Origin of the sequence: Pseudomonas sp. CK-NBRI-02 (assembly GCF_008124495.1) — a bacterium.
Taxonomy (GTDB): Bacteria; Pseudomonadota; Gammaproteobacteria; order Pseudomonadales; family Pseudomonadaceae; genus Aquipseudomonas; species Aquipseudomonas guariconensis.
Genome location: NZ_VSJH01000015.1, coordinates 105,861 through 129,199, shown reverse-complemented (window position 1 = coordinate 129,199; position 23,339 = coordinate 105,861). Strand labels below are relative to the sequence as shown.

The 23,339-nt window shown below is 63.7% G+C and carries 15 protein-coding genes and 1 pseudogene; 6 read left to right on the top strand and 10 right to left on the bottom strand.

Features of this window, described 5'->3' with window-relative positions; all coding sequences use genetic code 11:
* Positions 1-29: 29 nt before the first annotated feature.
* The 6 genes from DQ397_RS11605 to DQ397_RS11580 form a co-directional block, all read right to left on the bottom strand.
* Positions 30-1,706 carry an MFS transporter gene (locus tag DQ397_RS11605; protein WP_043214043.1) on the bottom strand — a complete coding sequence of 559 codons (1,677 nt, stop codon included), beginning with the start codon at positions 1,704-1,706 and terminating at the stop codon, positions 30-32.
* Positions 1,707-1,896: 190 nt separating this feature from the next.
* Complete coding sequence (locus tag DQ397_RS11600; RefSeq protein ID WP_043214044.1) at positions 1,897-2,586, bottom strand: phosphoribosyltransferase; 690 nt, start codon at positions 2,584-2,586, stop codon at positions 1,897-1,899.
* 4 nt (positions 2,587-2,590) lie between these two features.
* Positions 2,591-3,916: an erythromycin esterase family protein gene (locus tag DQ397_RS11595; protein ID WP_043214046.1), complete on the bottom strand. Its 1,326-nt coding sequence runs from the start codon at positions 3,914-3,916 to the stop codon at positions 2,591-2,593.
* A 63-nt stretch (positions 3,917-3,979) separates the two neighbouring features.
* Positions 3,980-4,645 carry a DUF2238 domain-containing protein gene (locus tag DQ397_RS11590; protein ID WP_232092024.1) on the bottom strand — a complete coding sequence of 222 codons (666 nt, stop codon included), beginning with the start codon at positions 4,643-4,645 and terminating at the stop codon, positions 3,980-3,982.
* A gap of 125 nt (positions 4,646-4,770) precedes the next feature.
* Positions 4,771-5,181, bottom strand: a complete 411-nt coding sequence (locus DQ397_RS11585; RefSeq protein ID WP_043214049.1) for a VOC family protein — start codon at positions 5,179-5,181, stop codon at positions 4,771-4,773.
* A gap of 84 nt (positions 5,182-5,265) precedes the next feature.
* Positions 5,266-6,192, bottom strand: coding sequence for an alpha/beta fold hydrolase (locus DQ397_RS11580; RefSeq protein ID WP_043214052.1), 927 nt, complete (start codon positions 6,190-6,192; stop codon positions 5,266-5,268).
* A gap of 193 nt (positions 6,193-6,385) precedes the next feature.
* Between DQ397_RS11580 and DQ397_RS11575 the strand changes: the two genes are divergently transcribed.
* Entirely contained in the window at positions 6,386-11,356 is a 4,971-nt protein-coding gene (locus DQ397_RS11575) for a dermonecrotic toxin domain-containing protein (RefSeq protein ID WP_052352497.1), read from the top strand.
* On the opposite strand, the gene DQ397_RS11570 is transcribed toward DQ397_RS11575, so the two are convergent.
* A complete protein-coding gene (locus tag DQ397_RS11570) occupies positions 11,350-13,821 on the bottom strand; it encodes a UvrD-helicase domain-containing protein (protein ID WP_043214054.1) in 2,472 nt (823 codons plus the stop codon). The genes DQ397_RS11575 and DQ397_RS11570 overlap by 7 nt on opposite strands.
* 220 nt (positions 13,822-14,041) lie before the next feature.
* Here DQ397_RS11570 and DQ397_RS11565 point away from each other — a divergent pair, with 220 nt between their 5' ends.
* Positions 14,042-14,740: a pirin family protein gene (locus DQ397_RS11565; protein ID WP_043214056.1), complete on the top strand. Its 699-nt coding sequence runs from the start codon at positions 14,042-14,044 to the stop codon at positions 14,738-14,740.
* 11 nt (positions 14,741-14,751) lie between these two features.
* Here the strand turns inward: DQ397_RS11565 and DQ397_RS25015 are convergent.
* The 3 genes and pseudogenes from DQ397_RS25015 to DQ397_RS11555 all read right to left on the bottom strand — a co-directional run.
* Positions 14,752-14,847 (bottom strand): annotated as a pseudogene (locus DQ397_RS25015) (AraC family transcriptional regulator); the annotation flags it as partial.
* 54 nt (positions 14,848-14,901) lie between these two features.
* Entirely contained in the window at positions 14,902-15,777 is an 876-nt protein-coding gene (locus tag DQ397_RS11560; protein ID WP_043214059.1) for an alpha/beta fold hydrolase, read from the bottom strand.
* Positions 15,778-15,798: 21 nt separating this feature from the next.
* Entirely contained in the window at positions 15,799-16,419 is a 621-nt protein-coding gene (locus DQ397_RS11555; protein WP_043214061.1) for a LysE family translocator, read from the bottom strand.
* 145 nt (positions 16,420-16,564) lie between these two features.
* Here DQ397_RS11555 and DQ397_RS11550 point away from each other — a divergent pair, with 145 nt between their 5' ends.
* The 4 genes from DQ397_RS11550 to DQ397_RS11535 all read left to right on the top strand — a co-directional run bounded on the left by DQ397_RS11550 (position 16,565) and on the right by DQ397_RS11535 (position 23,082).
* The gene (locus tag DQ397_RS11550; RefSeq protein WP_043214063.1) at positions 16,565-17,047 is read left to right on the top strand and encodes a GNAT family N-acetyltransferase; all 483 of its coding nucleotides are present in this window, start codon (positions 16,565-16,567) and stop codon (positions 17,045-17,047) included.
* Between the two features lie 180 nt (positions 17,048-17,227).
* The gene (gene mexE / locus DQ397_RS11545) at positions 17,228-18,472 is read left to right on the top strand and encodes a multidrug efflux RND transporter periplasmic adaptor subunit MexE (RefSeq protein WP_043214066.1); all 1,245 of its coding nucleotides are present in this window, start codon (positions 17,228-17,230) and stop codon (positions 18,470-18,472) included.
* A 12-nt stretch (positions 18,473-18,484) separates the two neighbouring features.
* Positions 18,485-21,664: an efflux RND transporter permease subunit gene (locus DQ397_RS11540; protein WP_043214068.1), complete on the top strand. Its 3,180-nt coding sequence runs from the start codon at positions 18,485-18,487 to the stop codon at positions 21,662-21,664.
* On the top strand, positions 21,661-23,082 hold the full coding sequence (locus DQ397_RS11535; RefSeq protein ID WP_043214070.1) for an efflux transporter outer membrane subunit: 1,422 nt from the start codon (positions 21,661-21,663) through the stop codon (positions 23,080-23,082). The genes DQ397_RS11540 and DQ397_RS11535 overlap by 4 nt, the downstream gene beginning before the upstream one ends.
* The last annotated feature ends 257 nt before the right edge of the window (positions 23,083-23,339 follow it).

Genomic DNA, 23,339 nt, shown 5'->3' with positions numbered 1-23,339 from the left:
GGCGCATAGCGCCCCTTCGACTGCGCCACTCAGGCGTGATGAATGTCCCGATCCTTGGTTTCGGGAAGGAAGAAAGTCCCCAGTATCGCGGTCATCACCGCAATGACGATCGGGTACCACAGCCCGTAGTAGATATCGCCCGTCGCGGCCACCATCGCAAATGCCACGGTCGGCAGGAAACCGCCGAACCAGCCGTTACCGATGTGGTACGGCAGCGACATGGAGGTGTAACGGATGCGCGCCGGGAACAGCTCCACCAGCCATGCGGCGATCGGCCCGTAGACCATGGTCACGTAGATCACCAGCAAGGTCAGCAGCAACAGCACCATCGGGTAGTGGGTCTTGGCGGGATCGGCTTTTTCAGGATAGCCCGCTTCTTTGAGCGCACTGCCGAGGGTGGCGGTGAAACGCTCGCTCTGGGCCTTGAAGTCCGCCGGGGGCAACGCCCTGCCGTCAAAGCTTGGGATCACCCGCTCGCCGATGCGGATCTGCGCCACGCTGCCTGGCTCGGCGCGTTCGTTCTGGTACGGTATGGCCCGCTTGGCCAGCAAGCTCTTGGCGATGTCGCACGAGCTGGTGAATTTGGCCTTACCCACCGGGTCGAACTGGAATGCACACTGGTCCGGGTCGGCGACCACAACCACCGGGTTCTGCTCCTGAGCGACGAACACGTCCGGGTTGCCGTACTCGGTCAGGGCCTTGAAGATCGGGAAGTAGGTCAGCGCGGCGATGATGCAGCCGGCCATGATGATTTTCTTGCGCCCGATGCGGTCGGACAGGCTGCCGAACAAGATGAAGAACGGCGTGCCGATCAACAGCGAGCCTGCGATCAGCAGATTGGCGGTCTGCGGGTCGATCTTGAGCATCTGCAGCAAGAAGAACAGCGCATAGAACTGCCCGGTGTACCACACCACTGCCTGGCCGGCGGTGCCGCCGAGCAGCGACATGATCACCACCTTGAGGTTGTCCCAGCGGGCGAAGGATTCGGTCAGCGGCGCCTTGGAAGCCTTGCCTTCGGCTTTCATCTTCATGAACACCGGCGACTCGTTGAGCTGCATGCGGATGTAAACAGAGATCGCCAGCAGCAGGATCGACAGCACGAACGGGATGCGCCAGCCCCAATCCTCGAAGGCCTCCGAACCCAGCAGCGTGCGGCAGGCCAGGATCACCAGCAACGAGAGGAAAAGCCCCAAGGTTGCGGTGGTCTGGATCCATGAGGTGAAGAAACCACGTTTACCCTTGGGTGCATGCTCGGCCACGTAGGTCGCCGCTCCACCGTACTCACCGCCCAACGCCAGACCTTGCAACAGCCGCAGGGTGATCAGGATGATCGGCGCCGCCACGCCGATGGCGGCATAGCCGGGCAGCACGCCGACCACCGCGGTGGACAGGCCCATGATGACGATGGTGATGAGGAAGGTGTACTTGCGCCCGATCATGTCGCCCAAACGGCCGAACACGATGGCCCCGAACGGCCGCACGGCAAACCCGGCAGCAAAGGCCAGCAAGGCGAAAATGAAGGAAGTGGTCTCGTTGACCCCGGCGAAGAAGTGCTTGGCGATGATCGCCGCCAGGGAGCCGTAGAGGTAGAAGTCGTACCACTCGAACACGGTGCCGAGGGATGAAGCGAAGATGACCTTGCGCTCCTCCCGAGTGATGCCACGCTGGGGCGCGCTGCCTGTGGATGTGCTGTCGATGACCGCCATGGGTTGCCTCCGTCTCTAGGTTGCAGGCCGCAGGTGCCTCTCATGCACTCATCCCGTACACCCAGGCCCTAGGACTTGCGCGAAACACGACAGGCGAAGCGCCAAGGGTCGCAGCAAGGTCAGTTGAAGCATAATCGGCTTTGCCGATGTAGCCATGGCACACCGACCACAGGGCGTTCGCCCAGACGATTTACCCGCGAACAGATGGCGCTGATTCAAATGCCCGGCTCTGTGCCAGCAACCGCACCACCTCTTCATCGCGGGTCTGATCAAACTGCTCGTAGTGAAGACCCACCGCGCGAAACGGCTCGGGCGCTTCCAGACAGACCAGCTCATCTACCAACGGGCTCAGCATGGCCAGCGCCTCCCGCGCCCCTACGGGCGCCGCGAACAGCAACCGCGACGGCCCGGCGGCAATCAGGGCGAGCAATGCAGCCCGGGCGGTGTTGCCGGTGGCAATACCATCGTCCACCAGCACCACTTCGTGCCAGCTGATTTCAGGCCGCCGATCGCCGCAATACACCTGCCGTCGACGTTCGATTTCCAGCAACTGTCGGTCTCGCTCGGCATCGAACCAGACCTGCGTGGCGCCAAACAGCGCCATCATCGCCTGGTCAGCCACACAGTACGGCGGATTGCCCTCGGCCACCGCGCCAAGGGCAAACTCTTCATTACCTGGCGCGCCGATCTTGCGCACCAGCACAACATCGAGCGGTGCACCCAGCGCCTTGGCCACCTCGAAGGCGACCGGCACGCCACCACGCGGCAATGCCAGCACCAGAGGCCGCCCCTGCAGACGGGGTTTAAGTGCCTGGGCCAAAGCCCGCCCGGCCTGGCGACGGTCCTTGAACAACACGTGCGCAGAAACATCAGGCTTCATGGCTTCACACTCCGAATGGGAAGGTATCGTCCTCGTGGCTGACACCGGCGGGTACCGGCAGTGGCGTCAGGGCGTTGGTCTGCTCGATCCATACCAAGGCGTCGAACTGCTCGCCCAGGACCGCCTCGAAATAATGGCTCTGGCGCTCGGTGCGCGGCCGATAGATCACCCCGATGGCGCGCTCCAGCAAGGTCCCGCTCAGCGCGTCGCGCAGGGCCTCGGCGCCGTCCCCGCGCCAGTCGGTCAACGAGGCGGGAACGCCGGCATCGAGCCAGCGCCGCTCCCAGCTGTCTGGCCGCGAAGGCAGTACCTCCTGGATGCGCACCTCGCCGTCCCAGTCATCGGCTGCCGCGACCTGGCCGCGGTCGGTGCTCATGCCAATCAGCACCGCCTCACGACCAAGAGCGGTACGACACAGTTGGCCCAGGTTGAACTCGCCGCGCCAGCCCATCAGCGTGGCGGCAGCATTGCCGATATGGGAATTGTGCGCCCAGACCACGGCCTTGGCCGAGGCGCCCCGATGGGCGAGCACGGCCTGGAGCGTGTCGAACATGTGCTTGTCCCGCAGGTTCCACGACGCCGCCCCGCCACGATACATGGCGCGGTAATACTGCTCGGCGGCACGCACCACCCGGGCGTTCTGGGTAGCGCTGAAAAACGCTTCGCCGTCATCTGCCAGACGCTTGGCGAGCAAGCTGTTGAGCTGTTGCACGACCGCGTCCTCACAGGGGGCCTGGCCTGCGCGCTCGACAAAATGTCCGTACAGGGCCGGGTCGTCCTGCCAAGGCGTGAGACAGCCATATCGCTGGCGGGCTTGGTGGGCCAGCGCGGGATCGGTGCGGTCCAGGTAGCTGAGCACCTGTGCCATCGAATTTCGCAAGCTGTAGATGTCCAGGCCGCGAAACTCGGTGCGCTCGGCAAGCGGCAGGGTGTGATTGTGGCCGCGCAGCCAGGTGATGAACTCGCTCACCTCGGCGTTGCGCCACATCCAGCTGGGAAAGCGGCCGAAAGCCGGGTCCTGGACCGGCATGGGGTCGATCCCCCTGACCTTGCGATCGAGCTGGCCCGCATCGGGCCAGTCGGCCTCCACGGCCACGATGTTGAAGCCGTGCCGCTCGATCAGATGCCGAGTGATCGCCGCCCGGGTTCGGTAGAACTCCTGCGTGCCATGGCTGGACTCGCCGATGAGCACCACCTTGGCATTGGCGTATCGGTCGAACAGAGCGCCGAACATCGGGGTATCGATATGCGGCAACGGCTCGGCATGGCGACGCAACAGCTCCAGCAGTGTGCTGTCTGCGGCCTCGCGGGCATTGGCTTGAGCGGACATGATCACCTCCTGTTGGCCGCGCTCCGATATCCCGGAAGACGCCAGCAGTGCCGGCGATGTTCCTCAGCATTGCATCGGCGGTCGACGATCGCGCCAGGCGCGCCACAGGCCGCCCAGCACGCTACTCGTCAATGCGCCGAGCAGCGCCAGTGCCATGTCCTTCTGTGCATCCCACGGGTCACGCTGGGTGGCGACGAAGGCCTGGGCGGTGTCCTTGCCCACGTACTGGCCCCCCACCCATTCGATCAACTCGTACAGGGCCGACGTGGCCAGCACCACAGTGAGCGTCAGCACGACCAGCCAGGCGCCCCGCAGCACAGTGAGGCGCCACAGGGTTTCGCGCAGCGGCCGATAGAACAGCAGACCATAGCTCAGGTGCACCAGGCGGTCGTACTGATTGCGCTGCCAGCCCAGGGCAGCATCCAGGGAGTGGCCCGATACTGCCTTGGCCCAACGGTCATAGGGCACCTGGGCATAGGTGTAATGTGCGCCCAGTTCATGGATGGCGAACAACAGCACGATCGCAACATAGGCCGACGGTGACAGGCGCAGCCAGCGCCAACCCGACACCAGGGCCAGCAGCAAGGCCAAGGGGACGATGTTTTCCATCAGCCAGTCGGCGCGGTGGGCAGGCGCCACGCCTGAAACCACGATCATCGCCAGGGCCAGAAGCAGCAGGGCCAGCGCTTGAGCTGGGGTAGCGGGTGAGCCAATCGACTGTCGAACCACGACGGTGCTCTTCGTAGGGCCGTTTCCTCTTAGAGTCATTCCTTCGAAGAGGTTCTGAACCTGAGCCAGCGCCTAGCGCAGCTGAGTACTCTCCATAGGCGCTGGGAGGCACGACTGCCCCCTGTTCAAGTCAGCGGCCCCTTGAGTTCCACTTGGTTGCCGTCCGGGTCGAAGCAATACAGCGACAGGCCTTCGCCCTCGGCGCCGTAGCGCTTCTGCGCAGGTTCGACGGTCACGCCGGCCGCTTGCAGATAGGTGGTCAGGGCTTGCTCGTCGAACGGCTCGATACGCAGGCAGAAGTGATGAAGGTTGTTGCCCTGCCCGTTCGCCGCCGGCCCGCCCGGGCGTCCCAGGGGACCGTCGAGGGTCACCAGGTCGATCATCGCAGTCCCTGCCGCCAGGTGGACCATTCCTAGATCCTCACGCGTTCGGCTCACCTGGCAGCCGAGCAGGTCGCGGTAGAAGGCGATGCTGCGCTCCAGATCCTGGACCCGCAGGACGATATGATCGATGTGCCGGATGGCGAAAGGTGGCATGCCGCTGCTCCATATGGCGGACCCTGAAAGGGTACCCAGGCAACATAGCCCATCCCAACGCCTGCCGACAGCCCCGCCTTTTGCTTACTCGTTGACCAGACGCTGCAACTGGGCGCTGTCGTGGCTGGCCAGCACCCGCAGGATCTGGTCGACCAGCGCTCGGTCAGGCGCCTCAAGATGGAAGTGATGACCACCTGGGTGCCAGGTGATCCGGGCATGCTCGGGCAAGGCGCCCTGGCGCTGCTCGAAGCCGTCGCCAGCGAACGCCCCCTGGCGCCCCAGCATCAGGTACAGCGGGCAGGCAATCTGGCGGAGCAAGTCACAGGCCTCATGCTCGGTCAACGGCATCGGTTCGGGCAAGACCAGGCGCGGGTCGTGGCGCCAGCAGTAGCCATCGCCCACCTGCAGCAGATCGCGTAACGCCAAAAGACGTGCCGCCTCACTCGACAACGTACTGTCCAGACGGTTGCGCCGCTGCATCAACGCCGACTCCACGTCATCGAACTGACAGCCGCCAGGCTCGGCGAACCCCTGCAGCCGGCTGCGCCGGACCATACGCTTGAGACGGTAGGCCCGGGCCAGGTGCTGGACGCGGTCATCGGCCGCCACGGTAAACGGCACGCCCATGCCATCGAGGAAGATCATGCTGGCGATGCTGCTGGTGAGCGCCGCCAGCAGCGAAGCGATGCCGGTGCCCATGCCGTGGGCCACCACATGAAAATGCCCGAGCCCCAGGCTGTCGACAACGGCCAGCATGTCCTCGGCGTGTTCCCACAAGTAATAGCCGCTGTCATCGCGCCGGTGGTCCGACCGACCATGGCCGGCCAGGTCCGGCGCCACCACGAAGCACCCATCGAGCAAAGGTGCCAGCCGCTCGAACGAAGCGGCATTGTCCAACCAGCCGTGCAAGGCGAGCACGGGGATGCCGTCCTCCGGCCCCCAGCAACGCACGGCAATTTCGACGCCATCGAGGTCTAGCAGGTGATCCTTGGGACTGCACTGCGAACGCATGAACTCTCTCCCTTGGCTTTGGCCTGGCACCCGCGCATCAGGCCGGTAACCTACCTTGGCGCAGGCAGCCTAGGCTCGCTGGCCCGCGACCGACGGTAACGTGTTCGACACCGACCCCTTGGGTGTTATCTCGTTATCACCCGCGCCACGCACCGAGACCGCTCAATGGCAGCTCTTTGTAACGGAGTTGACCATGACCACCGAGCCCCCCTTCCATCACGCACAGATCGTTCGTTCCTTGCCGACCTGGTGCAAGGCCCTGCCCGCCCAGCGCGTGCCCGACCTGCTGAGCCGGCTGCGCAAGGACTATCTCCAGGCCGATGGCAGCGCCCACGCCTGGTACACCAAAGCCAGCGCCGAGGATCAACAGGCTCTGAACACTGCCATCGACCGCCGGGACGCCAGCCGCAGGACCCTGCAGGATGCGCTGAAGCCACTCAAGGGCATCACTGACTTCTGCAAGCCACTGCTCGAAGCGCGCTTAGGCATCGATCAGCCCGTCGATCAGGCGCAGTACCACTTCCAGCCGTTCAGGCAAATCATCGAGGTGCTCACAGAAACGACCGCCGCCGTCGCCGCACAGACTGACACAGCACGCTATGAACGCGACCCCGAGGGCAAGCCGCGCAGGCTCAGCCTGCTGGAAGCGGCGCTGCACAATTTCGAAAGCGCGGACGAAGCCGGCCCCTTCAGTACCTTGCAGCGCAGCAAGACCGACGCCAGCCCGGTGACAGGCCCCGTGGCCGGGCTGACCGCTGCCGGATTCGTCAAGATCTGCCGCGATCTGGACCTTGGTCGGCAGTACCAGACGCATCTCAGCGCCCTCTATGACGGTCCTGCCTCGGCCTGGATCCAGCGCCTGTCCATCCAGGCCAGCCAGGACGAGCTGCGGGTCCAGGCATGGATTGCCCGACTGCGTGAAAAGGTGAGCGACGCAGGGCATGCTGCGCTCATGCAACTGTGCGAGAACGCCGCCAAGCCGAACTACCAAGGCCACACCCTGAAATGCTGGCGCGTCAACCTGTTCAAGACGCCCCTGAACGAAGTGTTGGTGATCGGCCCGGACCAAGTGGAGGGGACCAACCCGTGCATGGTCTACATTCCCGGCGCACCGGATGCGCCTTTGCAGGAGTATCCGTCGGCGAGCCAAGCGGCAAGCGATCTCGCCAAGCGCATGCAGGACACTGACCTGTTGCGCTTGATGATCGGCTTCGCCCCTCACAACCTGCAGGGCGAGTTGACCACCAAGCTGCGTCAGGCCTTGTTCGTCCAAAAGCGCTTGTTCGGACGCAAGGTCCGGCTGAACAAGAAGGCGCCCAGGCTCCTCTATGAGCGCGTGGCTTTGCCCGATGCTCCCTGGGTCACCCTGCACCGCGACCACGTACGCCGACTCAAGAGCGATGCCGCCAGCATTGCGGTACCCACCGCCGATGCCGATGCCAAGTCGCGCCTGGAGCGTCTGGAGCACTGGCTGTCGGTGGGGCTGGACGTGCTTAACGTCGCGGCGATGTTCGTTCCGCTGCTCAACCCGATCATGATGACCATCGGTGCAGCGCAAATCATGGGCAGCGTGTTCCATGGCATCGAAGCCTGGGAGGACGACGATACCGCCCAGGCCCTGGCCCAGGTGGAATCCATCGCGGTCGACATCGCCAGCGCAGCAGCCCTTGGTGCCGGACTCGCGGCCCTGAAGGCGTCGGGCTTCGTCGATGCCCTGCAATCGATCCGACACGATGGGGAAGAACGCCTGTGGCGCCCTGATCTTACGGCTTACCAGAGCCCTGTCGAGCTGCCTGCCGAGCTGTCTGCCGATGCTCAAGGCCTGTATACGCTGGACGGTAAGCACTACGTACGCATCGAAGGCCAGATGTATGCCCTCGAACAAAACGAGCACGGTGAGTGGTCCCTGCTCCAACCCGATTCCACCGATGCCTACCGTCCGCGCCTGAGCCATAACGGCCACGGTGCTTGGCGTCTGACCCTGGAACAACCGCTGGACTGGAGCGATCTTCAACTGATGCGTCGTCTCGGGCCTGTGACCGACGGGCTGGAAGATACCGACCTGATCATGGCCATGGCTGCCACCGGTACCGATGCCGATGTGCTGCGTCGCGTGCACATCGATGGACAACGGCCACCGGCGCTGCTCATCGACGCGCTCAAGCGTTTGCGCACCGACCAGGAGACTGACGATGTCATTTCCCGTGTGCGCCACGCCAAACCGCTTGCCGCCTACAAGCACTATGCGCTTCCGGCCCTGCCCACATTGCCAGGCTGGCCTGAGGATCATGTCATCCTCGCTTTCGAAGGCGCAGAATCGACCGGTAACGCCACTCGATATGGCGCTGCACAAACCGCTGGCGAGGTGCAAATCAAGATTACGCGCACCGAGTTGGAACAGGGCCAACTCAGTCAGACGGTCATATCGCAGATGGCCCCGCAGGCCATCCGCGCGCTACTGTCGGGCCATAACGTGAGCGAACAAGACGCCTTGGCCCTCAACGAGATCCTGGCCAATCATTTGGCGGGCCAGCGCGCGTCAATGTTCGAAAGCCTCTATAAAAGTCGCCAACCGGCCTTGAGTGCGCCAGCCCAAGTGTTGGCCCGTCAGTTTGGTGGCTTACCCATCGATGCCCTGGACGCGATCATCGACAATGCCAGCGCCACCGAGAAACAGCGCCTGGCAGCAGGCCGTGTGTCGTTGCGCATCGCCGAGGAGGCACGGCGCCTTCAGGCCCGTGCCCGGTTGGATCGGGCCTTGTTGGGGCTTAATCGGGCAGACCTGGCCAACGCCGACAGCCAGCGCCTGGCTGACGCCTTGGCGGTGGAACAACCCGATGCCAGCCCGGATGAACGTCGTGCAGCGGCGCAGGCAGACCGGGACCTGGCAGCTCGATTGATAGGCCAGCAACCGATCAAGCCTCGTTGGCGCTCGCCGATGCGCCTGAGCGACGGGCGGGCGGGCTATCCACTGAGCGGCAGATTCCGTTTTTCCAACCTGCTAAGAAGCGGCAGGGACGCTATCCATACCCACCTGCAAAGCCTGTATCCGGGGCTCAACCGGGAGCAGATCCGCACGCTGGCCCGAGACATGGCCCGCCACGGCGATGTTGCGGGGCAAATCAGGGTGTTGGGTGAACAACGCACCACCCTGGCCGAAACGCTGCAAAACTGGACCGATACGGGCACGGAGGATGAATACGATAACCGCCGCAGGCTCAGCCGCCTGCTCAACCGCACGTGGAGCCGCGAGGGTGGTCAGCACCTGCATCTGGACTATCTGGTGCTCGATACCCTGCCTTCGTTGCCAGTCCCGTTTCCCCATATCACCGAGCTCTCCATGGACAGTGTGCATTTGCAGACGATTCCAGAGGACTTCCTGCAGAGCTTTCCGAACCTGCAACGGTTGGAGCTGGCCAATAACCCGCAACTGGACACACGCGCCCTGTTCCGGGCACTGCGCAGCGCGCCGGGGCTACGAGCGCTGGCCGTCAACCGCACACCGCTCCCGCAACTGGATGCGGCTGCCCGCGAGGTATTGGGCACCATGCGACACCTGCATACGTTGCACATCTCGCGTGCTGGTTTGACCCTGAGTGTCGCCGACATGCAGGTGCTGGCCAGGCTGCCGCTGCAGATACTGCAACTCGATGCCAACGCCATCGACCTCACCCCGGGCTTGGCAGCGCATTTCAACCAGATGACATCGCTGCGCGAACTGAGTCTCTCGAACAATCCGCTGGGGAACGCCCCGCTGTTGGGTGAACTGCACAATCTCGAAGGGCTCTACCTGGACGGCTGCCTGCTCACCCAATGGCCGACCGGCCTGACCGAACTGATGGAGCGGCAAGACTGCCGATTGCGCGACTTGCAGCTGAGCACCAACCACATCACCGAGTTCCCCGCGCTTGAGCGGATCCTGCAAAGCCACTTCGTCACCGAATTGCGCACCGGCAGGCGCTTGATCATCTGGACCTTCTTCGACAACGGTATCCCCGAAGAGACGGCCGAGCGCTTGCGTGGAGCAGGCGTCAGGATTCTGGAAACACGCGAGCTGCTACCTCAGCCCCCGGCGGCGAACGTGCCCGCAGTGCCCCCTGAAGTCGCGCCGGTGCAGTGGCTGGCTAACGCGACCGACGCGCAACGCGAATTGTGGAACCACATGTTCGAGGATGGCGCCTACCCGTACCTACGTGAGGTCATCGAGCGCTCCGGACGCTCGGCACAGGCACGGACCAGCCCGCAAGGGTTGGCCCGGCAAATCTGGGGGTTGCTGGAAACGGCGAGCCAGGATGAACACTTGCGTGCCCATCTGGATCGGATCGCCAGTGAGTTCCCGACCACCTGCGGCGATGCGGCTACCGACGGGCTGAGTACCCTCGAGGTAGAAGTCTTGGCGTATGACGAAAGCACCGATGGTGAGGTTGCCGGGCCACGCTTGTTCACCTTCTACGGTCGCCTGTACCGGCGCCACCAAGTAAACAAGCTGGCATCGCGTATCTATGCAACCCGGCTGAAACGTCAGGCGCGATACCTTGAATGGAAAAACCTCCCAGCCATGCAGAGGGGTCCTCTCCCAGCACTTCCTCCCCTCGATCCGCTGGATGACATCGGTCTGGAGCAATTGGGGGAAAGCCTGGTCGATGACATCGAAATACGCTTGGCCTTGCGTCAGGCAGTAGCTGCTCGGCTGGAATTTCCAGAGCCTAGCCACGAGATGCTCTACCGTCAGACCGCGATGATCTCCGATCACACGGCGGACGAGGTGGTGAACGCCGTCGAACGGTTCGAGGAGGACGAAAAAAGCGACGGGCCGCGGCAGGTCTGGATCGCCACAGAGCCGAGCTGGCAGCGGTTTCTCAAAGATCGCTATGCCCAAGACTTCGACGCCCTGACCAAGCGCTGGCAGTCAGGCCTCGATTACCTGGAGTACTGCATGGATCCTGAAGCGGAGCCTGTCGAGTTCCTGGACGAGGCCGTGATCAAGGTGCTGGAGCCCGTGTTGCCAGAGCAGCCATTGGATGCAGCTGGCCAGCCGCGCCGGGTAGCGGTCAACGAGGGCGTGCATCTCAAAGCGACCAGTGAACTGCTCAAAGCTCGTCGGGAAGAGGAAGAGGCCCTGCTGCTCGAGCTGACCAAGCAACAGGACCCGAACGCTCATTGACCGCGGAGGTCTTCGAAAAACGCGTGCCGGCCAGCCACCTGGCCCGACGCGCGAGGCGCACCCGCCGACTCGCCGTTGGCGGCTTCCACGTGCCAATAGCAGTGCCTGACCGCGCGGGTCACCGCGACATAGGCCAGGCGCTGCACCTCTTCCTTTTGCGCCGTGTCGAACGGCTGGGCATCACCGGCACGCCCCAGACCGGCCATGCGGTACGCCTGGTTCTTGTACGGCGAGCTGGTCAGGTACTGACAGTCGCCGAGCATGAATACGGCATCGGCCTGCAACCCTTTAGCGCTGTGATAAGTGAGCTGGCGCAGCCGACGTTGGTCGGGCGGCAAGCTAGAATCAGCTTTATAAACAAACGATAAATGCTGTTCTATCAAAGCCTTATCCGAACTTTTTCGAAACAGCATCATCACCGTTTCGCCGCGCGCGTAATGTTCCATCAAGGTCTCGGCCAGCGCTGCCTCATCGCGGTCGAAGACTTTGACCGGCGACAACGGCAGCTCGGCGGCCAGACCACTGGCCTTGGCCTTCTTGCCGGTGATGGCCGGCGCGCCTTTGACCAGGTGCTCGGCGGCATCGATGATGTGCTGCTGGCTGCGGTAGTTCTCCACCAGCATGACTCGGGTATTGGCCGGTGACGGGAACGCCTTGGTGAACTCCATGAAGTATTTCGGCGAGCTGCCCCGCCAGCCGTAGATTGATTGCCAGTCGTCCCCCACGCACATCAATGAACTGTGACCGGCGTTGCGCCCGACATGCATGGCCGGGCCACGTCGGCGGATCTCGGCCAGGCTCGCCCGTAGCCAACTGACGATCTGCGGGGAGACATCCTGGAACTCGTCGATCATCAGGTGCGCCAGCGGGCGCAGCAGCGGGTCAGGCAACAGGCGTAAGTTCTCCGGATTGTTCTCGCCGAACAGGGCGAACATACGGTTGTAGGTCATTACCGGTGGCGACTGGGCCAGCAGGTGCGCCTCCAGGGCTTTCCAGAACAATGCCAACGCCTCGAAGAACGCTGCATCACTGTCATCGGCCGAGAAGCTCATGCCGGCCACCGCAGTGTTCACTTCCAGCCCCAGGTTCTCGATGAAGCTGGCGGCTGCGACGAACGCATCCAGAAGCGGCGCCGGTGCCAGCTCGCCTTTGACCTTGTACTCAAAGCCGGGGCCCGCTATCGCATCACCGGCCAGCGAAGCTGCCAGGCGCTTTGCGGAGGTGTAATTGTCTAGCCATATCAGTGGCTTATCGCAGAAAGCTTGAAACAACGTTCGCTTTACAGCCCACTCCGCCCGCACCCCGAGCTTGGCGCCGGGGCGTTGGTACTGGGCACTTTCGGATGGGTCGAAACCGAGCACCACCCAGGCGTCCAGCCCTTCCAAACGGCCATGCACATGAAAACGACTGCCACGGATCTGCACCGTGTCGCGACAGGGCTCGATGCCTTTGATCGGCCAGGCCCCCGCGGCGAACCACAGGTCCTCGATCACGTCGCACAGTTCTTCGTCGCGCTGGGCCGCCAACTGGGTCACTTGTACGCGCTTCTGCACATCGGGGTGGTCGGGGTCCAGGGGTTTTAGCTGCAATGCCTCCCGGCGCAACGTGCCGATGAGCTCGGCGAAGCGGGGGCTGGCTTGCAACAGATCGCGGTAGCAGAGATTGAGCTGTTGGCGCTGGGCATCGTTCAGGCGCAGGTCGAACGGGTTGCCGTCGGCGTTGGCTTCGCCACCTGCGGGCAGTTCCTGACCCAGGGTCTCGAAGGCCCGCAGTTGGCCGAAGCCTGGCAGGCTGCGCACCAACGGCAGGATGCGGGAATGGAAGGTGCGCACCAGTTCCCGGGCCTGGGCTGGCTGCAGGTCGAGCTGCCACAGGGCAAAGACCTGCACCAGGCGCTTGATGAAATCCTTGCGCGATTCGCGAGTGAAGGTCACCACGGTCATGGCGTCCAGCTCATAACCCAGGTAATGGCGCAGCAACAGGATGCGCAGCACCAGGGAGGTGGACTTGCCCGCGCCGGCGCCGGCCACCACACAAGTGGATGGGGTGTCGCTGAAGATCAGCTTCCACTGGGCGGCGCTGGGTTGGGCCGAAGCTGGCAGGCGCTGGGCGACATCGGCCTTGAAGCGTTTTTTCAGCTCGACGGTCAGTGGGAGACGCCAGTCGTCGAACAGATTGGAGTCCTGGCCGGGAACGGCCGCCGCCTCGGGGCGCAGGTCACGAATCACCAGCACCTGGCGCCCCGCCTCATAGCCCTCGACGCGGCCACGCTCGTAGCCTTCACGCAGGCCATCGGCATGGCCGCTGCGCTGGCCGGTGACATGGCCCAGGAACCAGGAGTCGCGGTGCTGTGCCTGCAATCGGGTCAGGCCGCGGCCCAACAGGCGGGCGGCCAAGCGGCGAAACCAAGGCAGTTGGGCGGGTGGCGTCAGCTCGGCCGGAGCCGGGGGATGCTCGTGGGACACAGTCACTCCGTTGAAGATCGAATCAGCGGGCCATGTTCACCTCATCCGCAAAAAATCGCCAGCGAATGCTTTCAGATCAGGGTATTAGGCGATGAATCGCATGTATTTGCGCACCTAAAAGAATCTAATTAATAGATAAAAACAAGCCGATATTTACGCTTATTTTCGATCTTTGTTTGGCGCATCATGGCGCCATTCCACCCATTCAAGGAGCACGACCATGCTGCAACTGCGCCCGTTCGAAAGCCTCGGCCACGCCAACCACGGCTGGCTCGATGCCCATCATCATTTCTCGTTCGCCGAGTACTACGACCCAGCACGCATGAGCTGGGGCAACCTGCGGGTCTGGAACGATGACTTGATCGCGGCGGGCAGCGGCTTCCCGCCTCACCCGCACCGCGACATGGAAATCATCACCTATGTACGTGAAGGCGCCATCACCCACCAGGACAGCCTGGGCAACAAAGGCCGCACCGAGGCGGGGGACGTTCAGGTGATGAGCGCAGGCACCGGGATCGTGCACAGCGAGTACAACCTGGAAAAGGTCGACACTCGGATCTTCCAGATCTGGATCATGCCTGAGCGCGTCGGCGAAGCGCCTTCCTGGGGTACCCGGCCCTTCCCCAAAGGCGAGCGCGGCGAAGGTTTCGTGACCCTGGCCAGTGGCCGGGACGGCGATGAAGACAGCCTGCACATCCGCACCGACGCGCGCCTGGTGGCCGCCACCTTGCGTGCCGGTGAAACCGCCGAGTACCGCTTCGACGCCGGCCGCCGGGGCTACCTGGTGCCAGCCAAGGGATTGGTCGAGGTCAATGGGCTCAGGGCCAAGGCGCGTGATGGCGTAGCCATCGAGCAAGAAGACGTGCTGCGGGTCATTGCGATCGAGGACAGCGAAATCGTCCTGGTGGATGTGGCCTGACTCCGGCCTTCACGCCCGAAGTAGGCTGACGGTGAAACCCCAAGCGTTCGGCGAAACAGTACGCTGAACGCGCTGGGGCTTTCATGGCCCACGTCCGGCGCGAGCTCACCGGATGCGATTAATCAGATGCTCCGCTCAAAGCGGACCGACTGTCGAAGGGCTCAGCGGGTTTGCAGGAAACTCATGACCTGCTCGGCCGCCGCTGCCGGGTCTTCCTGCATGAAGCAGTGCCCTCCGGCCACCTGCTGGGCACTCACCTGATGGTTCAATGCGGCCAGCCGCTGCACCGAGTGGGGTACGAAGGGATAGGTATGTTCACCGTAAAGGATGCGGGTGGGGGTCTGGATCCGCGTCAGATGGGTCCACATCCGCTCGGGAAACGAACTGAAGATTTCGACCTCGCGGCTAGGCCGGCACTTGAGCACGACACCTTCACCACATTCACCGATGGCATGCTCCACATAGGCGTGCAACGAGGCATCGGTCCAGCCTTTGAAAATGCCACGCCCTTGCAGCGAGGCCAACGCCGCCTCCCGATCCGGCCAGTGGCTGCGGCGGGTCGCAGCCTTGCGTGCCAGGGCATGACGACGGTGCAGCCCGACCAGCGCGGCGGCACCCATCACGCCGATCATGCGACGGCTGAACAGCACCGGGTCCAGCAGCACGGCGCGCTCGAACAGGCGCGGCTCAGTGGCCAGAATCAGGCCGGTCAGCACCCCGCCAAAACTGTGCCCGACCGCGAAGCGGGGCACGTCGCCGTATTCGCCGCGTCCAGCGTCGAAGGCTTCCACCGCCAGCGCCGCGCTGCGATTCCACCCACGAAACACCCCGCCGTGGTCACTGTCGCCATGCCCCTGAACATCACTCAGCCACAGATCGAAGTGTTCACCCAAGTGCATCAGCAAGGGCTGGTAGGCCAGGCAGCAAAAACCGTTGCCGTGCAAGAAGTGCAACAAGGGCCGCCCGCTGGCTGGCGAGCGCCAGCCACGCAAGGTGAAACCTTCGGAGCTTTCGTGGGACCAGGGAATCAACTGCATCGGCCTTGTGTACTCATCGGTTCAGGAAAACGCCGATTCTACAAACAGCAGCGGGTACAGCGAAATCACCAGCAGCAAGGCCATCAGGACATTGAACAGCATCAGCCAGCGCGGGTTCTGCAGGAAGTTGCGCAAAGCACTGCCAAACATCACCCAGATCCCGACGCTGGGCAAATTGACCAGTGCGAACAAGGCTGCGATGACGATCACGTTGAGCACATAGCCCTGGGCCGGCGTATAGGTGGTAATCGCCCCCACTGCCATCACCCAGGCCTTGGGGTTGACCCACTGGAACGCCGCCGCCCCCCAGAAGCCCAGAGGCTTGCGTGTGTGTGTGGCATCGCCGGAGATCGGCCCGGAGGTGGCGATCTTCCAGGCCAGGTAAAGCAGATACACGGCGCCCGTGTAGCGCAGGATGCTGTACAGCGGCGGCCAGGCAGTGAACAACTGGCCCAGGCCGAAGCCCACGCCCAGCACCATCACCATGAAGCCAATGCTGATACCCAGGGCATGAGGGATCGACTGGCGCACACCGAAGTTCACCCCCGAAGCCAGCAGCATGGTGTTGTTCGGCCCTGGGGTGATCGATGAAACGAAGGCAAAGAGCACGAAGGCGGTGAGCAGATCGGCTGATCCAAGCATGGCAGGCTTCCACAAAGGGTTGTTGTGTTGTCACACTAGCCGAGCGCTTTTCTGCGCGACCCGTACAGTTGCAACAAATTGCACCGATACACATGACTGTATCGACTTCAAACGACTTGCCCTGCCCCCTCAAGGACGTCTGCACATGAGCTTGACCATTCGCCCTGCCGTGCGTACCGATGCTGCGCAAATCCTCGCCTTCATCACTGAGCTTGCCGAATACGAACGCGCGCGCCATGAAGTGGTGGCCACCGTTGCCGACATCGAACACAGCCTGTTCGACGAAGGCAGCACCGTCCACAGCCTGATCTGTGAGCGCGACGGTGTGGCCATTGGCTTTGCCGTGTACTTCTACAGTTACTCCACCTGGCTTGGACGCAACGGCATCTACCTGGAAGACCTTTACATCACGCCCGAACAACGCGGCGACGGCGCCGGGCGGCAAGTTTTGCGGCACATTGCCCGCGAAGCCGTGGCCAAAGGCTGCGGGCGTATGGAGTGGAGCGTGCTGGACTGGAACGAGCCAGCCATCGGTTTCTACAAGTCCCTCGGCGCCGAGCCTCAGGATGAGTGGGTGCGTTACCGGCTCGATGGGGAGCGGTTGGCGCAATTTGCTGCGCAGACCTGAGACCCCGGGGCCGCGTCCCGGCCCTTACCCGTCCGGGACGCCTGGCGTCCATGTGTCCTGATCGATGATGCATGGCCACATATCATTCCGCTTGATAATAACCTTCGCGCCGTTCGATTCGTTCCCCGCGCGCAAGACTCGCAGAATCCGCCCACTATCCAATCATTGGCGGAGTTCTCCATGGAACAATCACTCAAACCCCTGCGCTTTCCCCTCGCTGCCCTGGCAGTGCTGGTGATCGCCGCGTGCGGTCGTACTCCGGAGGCTGTACAGGCTCCTGCCGCGCCCAAGGTCAGCGTGGCCAAGGTGATCGAGCAGCCGATCAACGAATGGGACGAGTTCACCGGTCGCCTGGAAGCGCCGGAAACCGTCGAGGTGCGTCCGCGAGTCTCCGGCCAGATCGACCTGGTGGCTTTCACCGAAGGCGCCCAGGTGCAAAAAGGTGACCTGCTGTTCCAGATCGACCCGCGTCCGTTCCAGGCCGAGGTACGCCGTCTGGAGGCGCAACTGCAACAGGCCCGCGCCACGGCGCTGCGTAGCGAGAACGAAGCCCGTCGTGGTGAACGCCTGCGTGACAGCAACGCGATTTCCGCAGAGCTGGCCGAATCGCGCAGCAGCGCCGCCGCCGAGGCTCGCGCCGGCGTCGCGGCGATCCAGGCGCAACTGGACCTGGCCCGCCTGAACCTGAGCTTCACCCGAGTGACCGCGCCGATCAGCGGCCGTGTCAGCCGCGCCCAGTTCACCGCCGGCAACATCGTCACCGCAGACGTCACGCCGCTCACCTCCGTGGTTTCCACCGACAAGGTCTACGCCTACTTCGACGCCGACGAGCGGGTCTACCTCAAGTACACCCAGCTGGCCCGCGACGGTCAACGCGGCCAGAGCACCCCGGTATACCTGGGCCTGACCAACGAGACCGGCAATCCGCACCTGGGCCAGATGAACTTCGTCGACAATCAGGTCAACCCACGCACCGGCACCATTCGTGGCCGCGCGGTGTTCGACAACCGCGACGGCCGGTTCACTCCCGGCCTGTATGCCCGCCTGAAGCTGGTCGGCAGCGCCAAGTACGACGCCGTGCTGATCAACGACGAGGCCGTGGGCACCGACCTTGGCAAGAAGTTCGTACTGGTCATGGACAAGGACAACAAGGCCGCCTACCGCGCTGTGGAACTTGGGCCCAAGCTCGAAGGCCTGCGGATCGTGCGCAGCGGCCTGAGCAAGGATGACCGCATCGTGGTCAAGGGCCTGCAGCGCGTACGCCCCGGCTCGCCGGTCACGCCACAGGAAACGCCGATGGCCAGCGAAGAGACCCTTGCCACCCTGGCCCGCCAGCGCCAGGCCCTGGAAGCCAGCAACAAGGCAGCACCGGCCGTCGCCGGCGCTCGTGAAAACGTCGCCAGTGCCCAGGCACCGCGCGGTTAAGGGACCCCACCGATGAACTTTTCGAAATTCTTCATCACCCGGCCGATTTTCGCCGCCGTGCTTTCGCTGGTGCTGCTGATCGCAGGCTCCATCGCGCTGTTCAAGCTGCCGATCAGCGAATATCCGGAAGTGGTGCCGCCTACCGTGGTGGTGCGCGCCAACTTCCCCGGCGCCAACCCCAAAGTGATCGGCGAAACCGTCGCCGCACCGCTGGAGCAGGCGATCACGGGCGTCGAGAACATGTTGTACATGTCTTCGCAGTCTACCGCCGACGGCAAGCTGACCCTGACCATCACCTTCGCCCTGGGCACCGACCTGGACAACGCCCAGGTGCAAGTGCAGAACCGGGTCACCCGGACCCAGCCGAAGCTGCCCGAAGAAGTGACGCGCATCGGTATCACGGTCGACAAGGCCTCGCCCGACCTGACCATGGTCGTGCACCTGACCTCGCCGGACAACCGCTACGACATGCTGTATCTGTCCAACTACGCCATCCTCAACATCAAGGATGAGCTGGCGCGCCTGGGTGGCGTGGGTGACGTGCAATTGTTCGGCATGGGCGACTATTCCCTGCGGGTCTGGCTCGATCCGAACAAGACCGCCTCGCGCAACCTGACTGCCAGCGACGTGGTGGCGGCCATCCGCGAACAGAACCGCCAGGTCGCCGCCGGCCAGCTGGGCGCCCCGCCCGCCCCTGGCGCGACCAGCTTCCAGTTGTCGATCAATACCCAAGGCCGCCTGGTCAACGAGGAAGAGTTCGAGAACATCATCATCCGCGCCGGCGAGAACGGCGAGATCACTCGCCTGAAGGACATCGCCCGGGTAGAGCTGGGCTCCAGCCAGTACGCCTTGCGCTCGCTGCTGAACAACCAGCCGGCGGTGGCGATCCCGATCTTCCAGCGCCCGGGGTCCAATGCCATCGAAATCTCGGACGAAGTTCGCGCCAAGATGGCCGAGCTGAAGAAGGACTTCCCCGAGGGGATGGACTACAGCATCGTCTATGACCCGACCGTGTTCGTTCGCGGCTCCATCGAGGCCGTAGTGCACACCTTGTTCGAGGCCCTGGTGTTGGTGGTGCTGGTGGTGATCCTGTTCCTGCAGACCTGGCGCGCCTCGATCATCCCGCTGATGGCCGTGCCGGTATCGCTGATCGGCACCTTCGCGGTGATGCACCTGTTCGGCTTCTCGCTCAACGCGCTGTCGCTGTTTGGCCTGGTGCTGGCCATCGGGATCGTGGTGGACGATGCCATCGTCGTGGTGGAGAACGTCGAGCGCAACATCGGCCTGGGCCTCAAACCCATGGAAGCGACGCAAAAGGCCATGAGCGAAGTGACCGGGCCGATCATCGCCACCGCGCTGGTGCTGTGCGCCGTGTTCGTGCCGGCCGCGTTCATCTCCGGCCTTACCGGGCAGTTCTACAAGCAGTTCGCCCTGACCATCGCCATTTCGACCGTGATTTCGGCGTTCAACTCGCTGACCCTGTCGCCGGCCCTGGCCGCGGTGCTGCTCAAGGACCACCACGCGCCCAAGGACCGCTTCTCGCGGTTCCTTGAAAAACTGCTGGGCAGCTGGCTGTTCGCCCCGTTCAACCGCTTCTTCGACCGTGCAAGCCATCGTTATGTTGGCGGTGTGCGCCGGGTCATTCGTTCCAGCGGTATCGCCCTGTTCGTCTATGCAGGCTTGATGGGCCTGACGTACCTGGGCTTCTCGTCCACCCCGACCGGTTTCGTCCCGGCCCAGGACAAGCAGTACTTGGTGGCCTTCGCCCAACTGCCGGACGCCGCCAGCCTCGACCGCACCGAGGCGGTGATCAAGAAGATGAGCGAGATCGCCCTGGAGCAACCTGGCGTAGCCGACTCGGTGGCCTTCCCTGGCCTGTCGATCAACGGCTTCACCAACAGCCCCAACAGCGGCATCGTGTTCACCCCGCTCAAACCCTTCGACGAGCGCAAGGACCCGAGCCAGTCGGCGGCCGCCATCGCGGCGGCGCTGAACGCCAAGTTCGCTGACATCCAAGACGCCTACATCGCGATCTTCCCGCCGCCGCCCGTGCAGGGCCTGGGCACCATCGGTGGCTTCCGCCTGCAGATCGAGGACCGTGGCAACCTGGGTTACGAAGCGCTGTACAAGGAAACCCAGAACATCATCGCCAAGAGCCATAACGTGCCGGAGCTGGCAGGTCTGTTCACCAGCTATCAGGTCAACGTGCCTCAGGTCGATGCCGCCATCGACCGCGAAAAAGCCAAGACTCATGGCGTGGCGATCAACGACATCTTCGAGACGCTGCAGATCTACCTGGGCTCGCTGTACACCAACGACTTCAACCGCTTTGGCCGCACCTACCAGGTCAATGTCCAGGCCGAACAGCAGTTCCGTCTCGACGCCGAACAGATCGGCCAGCTGAAGGTACGCAACAACCTGGGCGAGATGATCCCGCTGGCGACCTTCCTCAAGGTCAGCGATACCTCGGGACCTGACCGGGTGATGCACTACAACGGCTTCATCACCGCCGAGATCAACGGCGGTGCCGCGCCCGGCTACAGCTCCGGCCAGGCCGAGGCCGCCATGGAGAAACTGCTCAAGGAAGAACTGCCCAACGGCATGACCTTCGAATGGACCGACCTGACCTACCAGCAGATCCTGGCGGGCAACACCGCGCTGTTCGTCTTCCCGCTCTGCGTATTGCTGGCCTTCTTGGTGCTGGCCGCCCAGTACGAGAGCTGGAGCCTGCCGTTGGCGGTGATCCTGATCGTGCCGATGACCCTGCTGTCGGCCATCACCGGTGTGATCATTTCGGGGGGGGACAACAACATCTTCACCCAGATCGGCTTGATCGTGCTGGTGGGCCTGGCGTGCAAGAACGCCATCCTCATCGTCGAGTTCGCCAAGGACAAGCAGGCCGAGGGCCTGGATCCGCTGGCTGCGGTGCTGGAGGCGTGCCGCCTGCGTCTGCGTCCGATCCTGATGACCTCGATCGCCTTCATCATGGGTGTGGTGCCGCTGGTGTTCTCCTCCGGTGCCGGCGCTGAAATGCGCCATGCCATGGGGGTGGCGGTGTTCTCGGGGATGATTGGCGTGACCGTGTTCGGCCTGTTCCTGACGCCGGTGTTCTTCTTCCTGATCCGCCGTTTCGTCGAACGTCGCCAGGCCCGCAAGGCCGAGCGCGCCCACTCGCTGGAGAGCCATGCATGAACCTGCTCAAACCCCTGACCCCGAGCCTGCTGGCATTGGCCCTGGCGGCCTGCGCGGTGGGCCCGGACTACCAGGCGCCGGCGACCGAGCCTGCGCACCTGGACGCCGAACTGCCGACCAAGGCCTTGGACCGCAGCCGCTTCGAGAGCATCTGGTGGAAGCAGTTCGACGACCCGGTGCTCAACCAACTGGTACAGGCATCGCTGGAAGGCAACCGTGACCTGCGCGTGGCTTTCGCCAGGCTCAAGTCAGCGCGCTCGATTCGCGAGGACGCCGAGAACGACCAACTGCCGGTGGTGACCAGCCGCGTCAGCAGCGACATCGGCAAAGGCCAGATCCCTGGCCAGACCGAGCAGCGAGTCAACAGTGAGCGCTATGACCTGGGCCTGGACATGGCCTGGGAGCTGGACCTGTTCGGCCGCATCCAGCGGCAAATCGAGGCCAGCGAAGCGCAGGAGGAGGCTGCTGCGGCCGACCTGCAGCAGTTGCAGGTCAGCCTCATCGCAGAACTGGTGGACGCCTATGGCCAACTGCGCGGCGCCCAACTGCGCGAGAAGATCGCCTTGGCCAACCTCAAGACCCAGCAGGAGTCGCGCAGCATCACCGAGACCCTGCGCGATGCCGGGGTCGGCAATGACCTGGACGTGGTTCGCGCCGATGCCCGCCTGGCCGCGGTGGAAGCGACCGTGCCACAGTTGCAGGCCGAACAAGTGCGCGCCCGCAACCGCATCGCCACCCTGCTTGGCCAGCGTCCGGATGCGCTGAGCGTGGACCTCTCGCCCAAAGCCTTGCCGGCGATTGCCAAGGCCTTGCCGGTGGGTGACCCCGGCGAACTGCTGCGCCGCCGCCCGGACATCCGCAGTGCCGAACGCCAGCTGGCAGCGGCCACGGCCAACGTCGGTGTGGCCACCGCGGACCTATTCCCGCGGGTGAGCCTCAGTGGATTCCTGGGCTTTACCGCGGCGCGTGGGTCGCAGATCGGCTCGTCGGCGGCCAATGCCTGGGCTTTGGGGCCGAGCATTACCTGGGCGGCGTTCGACCTGGGCAGCGTCCGGGCCCGCCTGCGTGGCGCCAAGGCCGATGCCGAGGGGGCGCTGGCCAACTATGAACAGCAGGTGCTGCTGGCCTTGGAAGAATCGGCCAATGCTTTCAGTGATTACGGCAAGCGTCAGCAACGGCTGCTGGCGTTGATCCGCCAAAGCGATGCGAGTCGCAAGGCGGCTGACTTGGCGTCGGTGCGGTATCGGGAAGGGACTGTCGATTATCTGGTGCTGCTCGATGCGGAGCGGGAGCGGCTCAGTGCCGAGGATGCGCAGGCGCAGGGTGAGGTTGAGCTTTATCGGGGCATTGTGGCGATCTACAAGGCTCTGGGGGGCGGGTGGCAGCCTGAGGGGCAGGCGGTGGCCAGCGTTCGCTGAGGTTTTTCTAGGACTCCTTTGGTTGGTTCCTCCCCCAACCGTTTGCCCTGCTGGCCTTTGGTCTGCGGGGCTTTTTTTTGAGGGGCTTGGGCTTTCAGGCTGTGTGAATATCCGGTGTTGTGGTGGCGCCACCGGCGCTTTTCGCCTTTACGGCGACCTACTTTTGCTCTTGGGCAAAAGTAGGCAAAAACCGCTGGCTCCCACATCCGGCCCCTGCGCTGCGCTCCGGGGTCCCCTCGCTGCGGTGTCTTGCGGGG